7 protein-coding genes and 1 other annotated feature are annotated in these 5,178 nt (G+C 50.4%); of the genes, 4 read left to right on the top strand and 3 right to left on the bottom strand.

The annotated features are described in order from the left end of the window. From bamD to pheA, 4 genes are all read left to right on the top strand, one after another. On the top strand, positions 1-245 hold a 245-nt coding region (bamD, locus tag RT340_RS21730; RefSeq protein WP_313377721.1), incomplete at its 5' end, for an outer membrane protein assembly factor BamD. A gap of 266 nt (positions 246-511) precedes the next feature. Then, on the top strand, positions 512-838 hold the full coding sequence (gene raiA, locus RT340_RS21725; protein WP_034822244.1) for a ribosome-associated translation inhibitor RaiA: 327 nt from the start codon (positions 512-514) through the stop codon (positions 836-838). Positions 839-935: 97 nt separating this feature from the next. Beyond that, positions 936-1,060 (top strand) — a sequence feature (Phe leader region). After that, the gene (gene pheL / locus RT340_RS21720; RefSeq protein WP_100703679.1) at positions 937-984 is read left to right on the top strand and encodes a pheA operon leader peptide PheL; all 48 of its coding nucleotides are present in this window, start codon (positions 937-939) and stop codon (positions 982-984) included. (Overlaps the previous feature by 48 nt.) A 22-nt stretch (positions 1,061-1,082) precedes the next feature. Continuing rightward, entirely contained in the window at positions 1,083-2,246 is a 1,164-nt protein-coding gene (pheA, locus tag RT340_RS21715) for a bifunctional chorismate mutase/prephenate dehydratase (RefSeq protein ID WP_038645247.1), read from the top strand. Between the two features lie 33 nt (positions 2,247-2,279). Here the strand turns inward: pheA and tyrA are convergent, their stop codons facing one another. From tyrA to rplS, 3 genes are all read right to left on the bottom strand, one after another. Further along, positions 2,280-3,401, bottom strand: coding sequence for a bifunctional chorismate mutase/prephenate dehydrogenase (gene tyrA, locus RT340_RS21710; protein WP_313377719.1), 1,122 nt, complete (start codon positions 3,399-3,401; stop codon positions 2,280-2,282). A 6-nt stretch (positions 3,402-3,407) separates the two neighbouring features. Then, complete coding sequence (locus RT340_RS21705; protein ID WP_034822238.1) at positions 3,408-4,487, bottom strand: 3-deoxy-7-phosphoheptulonate synthase; 1,080 nt, start codon at positions 4,485-4,487, stop codon at positions 3,408-3,410. Positions 4,488-4,960: 473 nt separating this feature from the next. Then, on the bottom strand, positions 4,961-5,178 hold a 218-nt coding region (gene rplS, locus RT340_RS21700), incomplete at its 5' end, for a 50S ribosomal protein L19 (RefSeq protein ID WP_313377718.1).

The raw sequence follows: 5,178 nt of genomic DNA, 5'->3' as shown, positions 1-5,178 counted from the left end.
AGAAACGTTTAGCCTACCTGAAAGAGCGTCTGGCGAAGTATGAACTCTCGGTGGTCGAATTTTCTATCAAGCGAGGGGCCTATGTCGCCGTTGTTAACCGTGTTGAAGGGATGATGAAAGATTTCCCGGATACCGAAGCGACGCACAAAGCGCTGCCGCTGATGGAAAATGCCTACCGCCAGCTGCAGTTAACCGCAGAAGCGGACAAGGTAGCGAAGATCATCGCGACAAATAATCAGTCCTGATTTTACTACCAATAAAAAAGCAGCCTTAATGGCTGCTTTTTTTGCCGAAAATTCAGCCAGATTGCTGATTATCCGCTGCGGTTAACTTATCAATCTTGCTCTTTTCATCCATGCCCTTCAAGCATTTTCCGCGATTTTATGAGCCTTTCTCACAATTCACTGGCATTGACAAAAAGTGACATTTCAATGTGATCTAGATCACGCTTTTTCCTGATTTACGCGGTATGCTGGTCCTACCCAGACGGAAATGACAGAGAGGTTTAACTATGATTCTGAACATTACCAGCAAACAAATGGAAATCACTGCGGCTATCCGCAACCATGTCGAAGACCGTCTCGCCAAGCTGGAAAAGTGGCAAACTCACCTGATAAATCCGCACATCGTGTTATCGAAAGAGCCGAAAGAATTCGTGGCTGATGCCACCATTAACACACCGAACGGCACGCTGGTTGCCAGCGCGAAACACGAAGATATGTACACGGCTATCAACGATCTGATTGCCAAGCTGGAGCGACAACTTAATAAGGCGCAGCACAAACCTGAAGCGCGCCGCGCAACCAGCAGTATGAAAGATTTCACCCCTGCGGGATAAATAGACCTTTTCCAGTAACGCGCCTGCGGGCGCGTTTTTTATTGACAGCTTTAAATCACTGCGGTTACTCTCAATCCACTTTATTGCTGGAATCACACATGAAACATCTACCGTTCTTCTTCGCATTCTTTTTTACCTTCCCCTGATTGGGAGGTGATTCGTCGTGTGAAAATGAATGCGAAGACGAACAACAAAGCCTCCCAAACGGGAGGCTTTTTTATTGGACATTTTACAGGTGAGCCCTATGAATCCCGAAAATCCGCTGCTGGCATTACGCGATAAGATCAGCGCCGTTGATGAAAAGCTGTTAACGCTGTTATCTGAACGCCGTTCGCTGGCGGTTGAGGTGGCGCAAGCAAAGCTCGCGACCCATCGCCCGATTCGCGATGTTGAGCGTGAACGCGCACTGCTGGAAAACCTGATCTCACTCGGCAAAAAGCACCAGCTTGATGCGCACTACATTACTCGTCTGTTCCAACTGGTGATTGAAGATTCGGTACTGACTCAGCAAGCGCTGCTGCAGAAAAACTTAAACCACCCGCACGCACACGCGCCGCGCATCGCATTTCTGGGTCCTAAGGGTTCGTACTCTCACCTCGCGGCGCGTAAATACGCCACACGTCATTTTGATTCCATGGTTGAGATGGGCTGCCTAAAATTCCATGACATCATTCATCAGGTGGAGAGTGGCCAGGCCGATTACGCCGTGATGCCAATCGAAAATACCAGCTCAGGCTCGATTAACGACGTCTATGACCTGCTGCAGCAAACCACGCTCTCCATCGTTGGCGAGCTGACCATCCCAATCGAACACTGTGTGCTGGTCAACGGCAATACCGACTTACAGCAAATTGAAACGGTTTATAGCCATCCTCAGCCATTCCAGCAGTGCAGCCAGTTCATCAATCGTTTCCCACAATGGAAAATCGAATATACCGAGAGCACCGCAGCGGCAATGGAAAAGGTCGCGGCGATGAATTCGCCAAAAGTGGCGGCTCTGGGCAGTGAAGCGGGCGGTGAGCTGTATGGTCTGCAGGTGTTAGAACGGAATTTAGCTAACCAGCAACAAAACCATACCCGCTTCATAGTGCTGGCACGTAAGCCAATTGAAGTTTCTGGCCAGGTACCAGCCAAAACCACATTGATTATGGCTACCGGTCAGCAAGCTGGTGCACTGGTTGAGGCTCTGCTGGTGCTGCGTAATCACAATCTGATCATGAGCAAACTAGAAAACCGCCCAATTAACGGCAACCCATGGGAAGAGATGTTTTACATTGATGTGCAGGGCAATCTGCAATCGGAGAACATGCAGCTGGCGTTGAAAGAGCTGCGTGATTTGACGCGATCTCTGAAAGTACTCGGCTGCTATCCGGGTGAAAATGTTGTTCCGGTGGAACCGCGACTGTAAATGAAAAAGGCATCCTTGCGGATGCCTTCTCTTTTATTGCCGGCTATCGTTAGCCGAACGCAACATGCTTCGGCTCTCTACCAGGAAGCGTTGAGCGTAATCGCCAAACCAGTGCGCGACACCTTCAAAACTCTTGATGAACGCCTCTTTATCGCCCTGCTCCAGCAATTTAATCGCATCACCAAAACGCTGGTAATAACGCTTAATCAGCGCCAGATTACTCTCCGAAGACATGATGATGTCTGCGTAAAGCTGCGGGTCCTGAGCAAACAGTCGACCAACCATCGCCAGTTCCAGGCGATAAATCGGTGAGGACAGCGCCAACAGTTGATCAAGGTTGACGTTCTCTTCCGCTAAATGCAAACCATAGGCAAAAGTGGCAAAGTGACGCAGCGCCTGGATAAAGGCCATGTTCTGGTCATGCTCGACCGCGCTGATGCGATGTAAACGCGCGCCCCAAACCTGAATCTGCTCCAGGAACCACTGATAGGCTTCTGGCTGACGACCATCACACCACACCACCACCTGCTTCGCCAGGCTACCGCTATCCGGACCAAACATCGGATGCAAGCCCAGCACCGGGCCAGTATGCGCCGCCAGCATCGCCTGCAGTGGACGGTTCTTCACCGATGCCAAATCCACCAGGATGCAGTCTTCCGGCAGTGTTGGTAATTCGGCGATGATCTGCTCGGTCAGATGAATGGGCACACTAATGATGACCATGCCCGCATCTTTGAGCAGCTCTTCAGAACGATCCCAATCGCCCTTGTCCAGAATACGGACCTGGTAACCTGACAGATTGAGCATCTTTTCAAACAAGCGCCCCATCTGGCCACGCCCACCAACAATCACCACCGGGCGCAGCGTTGGGCAGAGCGTTTTGAAGCCTTTGTCGTTTTCATGCGCATAAGATTCACGCATCAGGCGACGTAAGACATCCTCAATCAGATCTGGCGAAACGCCGAGCGCCTCGGCTTCCTGACGGCGTGAAGCCAACATGCTGGCTTCACGTTCTGGCACATAAATCGGCAAACCATAACGGCTTTTGACCTCACCTACTTCAGCTACCAGCTCAAGGCGTTTGGCTAATAGCCCAAGCAGGGCTTTATCGACTTCATCAATTTGATCGCGTAGCGCGGTCAGTTCAGCCACCATGACTCTTTATTCCTCGTGTGACAGACGTGCCGACAGCACTCCCTGCAGATCCTGATGGATTTCACGCAGCAAGGTTTCCGTGGTTTCCCAGTTGATACAGGCATCCGTGACGGAAACACCGTATTTCATTTCGCTACGTGGCTGCTCAGAAGACTGATTGCCTTCGTGAATATTGCTTTCCAGCATCAGGCCAATAATGGAACGATTTCCATCTTTAATCTGCGCAATAGCCGACTCGGCTACGCCAGGCTGACGGCGATAGTCTTTATTAGAATTGCCATGGCTGCAATCTATCATTAAGGCCGGACGCAGTCCCGCTTTCAGCATCTCTTTTTCACACTGCGCAACATCTTCAGGACCGTAGTTAGGCGCTTTACCACCACGCAGGATTACGTGGCCATCCGGGTTGCCCTGAGTCTGTAACAGGCAAACCTGCCCCGCCTGATTGATGCCGACAAAACGGTGTGGCATCGCTGCAGCGCGCATGGCGTTGATTGCGGTGCCCAGGCTGCCATCAGTGCCGTTTTTGAAGCCGACAGGCATTGATAAACCAGAAGCCATCTCGCGGTGTGTTTGTGACTCGGTAGTACGGGCACCAATCGCAGACCAGCTGAACAGATCGCCGAGGTATTGTGGACTATTAGGATCCAGCGCTTCAGTGGCCAGCGGCAGGCCCATTTCCACCAGGTTCACCAGCAGCTGACGCGCAATGTGCAGCCCGGCTTCCATATCAAATGAGTTGTTCATGTAAGGATCGTTGATCAGCCCCTTCCAGCCAACGGTGGTACGGGGTTTTTCAAAATAAACGCGCATAACGATATACAGCTGATCCTTCAACTGTGCAGAGAGAGTTTGCAGCTGACGAGCATATTCCAGTGCGGCTTCGGTATCGTGAATTGAACAAGGACCACAGACCACCAGCAGGCGCGGATCGCGGCCAGCAATAATATCGGCAATGGTCTGGCGAGAAGCAGCAATCTGCGCTTCCTGCGCCGCAGTGAGCGGGAACTTCGCTTTCAGCTCTTGCGGGGTGATTAAAATTTGTTCGTCGGCGATATGCACATTGTTCAGCGCGTCTTTCTGCATGATGGCGATCCTTTTTAACTCGTGTATGCGGTTTGGGATCCTCACTGAGGATGGCGCTTACTCTACCACAGCCTGTAATGGATGCAATCCAAACCTGTACACTTTTATTACCAACCCATTCAAATGCACCGAGGAATATAATAAAAACACATTAAAAACATTAAGATAAATCACAAACAAGCAACAACCCGATCCATCTATATGTAAACATTGCATTACACCTGTAATTTTTAACTTCTACCCTTTTCTGAAAGCATCACTCAATACAGGCTAACAATGATATTCCCGGATCCATCTGGCATCTTTTGCATCGCCGCGATTTTGAACAGTTTCAAATGTCTTATCGCTACCCCATTTGCTATCGACTGACCAGACAGAAACCTTGTATCGCGATGCTCCTTAGAAAGCGCCCATAAAAAAAGGGGCTGGCCCTTAGGCCAACCCCTTGTTTGCTATTAACTTTGGGATGTCGCTTACGCGCCCAGACGCTCTTTGATACGAGCTGACTTACCGGTGCGCTCACGCAGGTAGTACAGTTTGGCTTTACGTACAGCACCACGACGTTTGACAGAAATGCTGTCAATTACCGGAGAGTGAGTCTGGAAGACACGCTCAACGCCTTCGCCGTTTGAAATCTTACGAACAGTGAATGCAGAGTGCAGACCGCGGTTACGAATAGCGATAACCACGC

It is taken from the genome of Pantoea sp. CTOTU50773, from assembly GCF_032082325.1.
Classification (GTDB): domain Bacteria; phylum Pseudomonadota; class Gammaproteobacteria; order Enterobacterales; family Enterobacteriaceae; genus Pantoea; species Pantoea communis.
The sequence above is the reverse complement of the archived record's forward strand: the minus strand, read 5'-3'. Positions and strand labels throughout refer to the sequence as shown.

Excerpts from the sequence above, each read along its gene's own strand:
- raiA (WP_034822244.1), top strand. The coding sequence starts at position 512 with ATGATTCTGAACATTACCAGCAAACAAATGGAAATCACTGCGGCTATC.
- pheA (WP_038645247.1), top strand. The coding sequence starts at position 1,083 with ATGAATCCCGAAAATCCGCTGCTGGCATTACGCGATAAGATCAGCGCC.
- tyrA (WP_313377719.1), bottom strand. The coding sequence starts at position 3,401 with ATGGTGGCTGAACTGACCGCGCTACGCGATCAAATTGATGAAGTCGAT.
- RT340_RS21705 (WP_034822238.1), bottom strand. The coding sequence starts at position 4,487 with ATGCAGAAAGACGCGCTGAACAATGTGCATATCGCCGACGAACAAATT.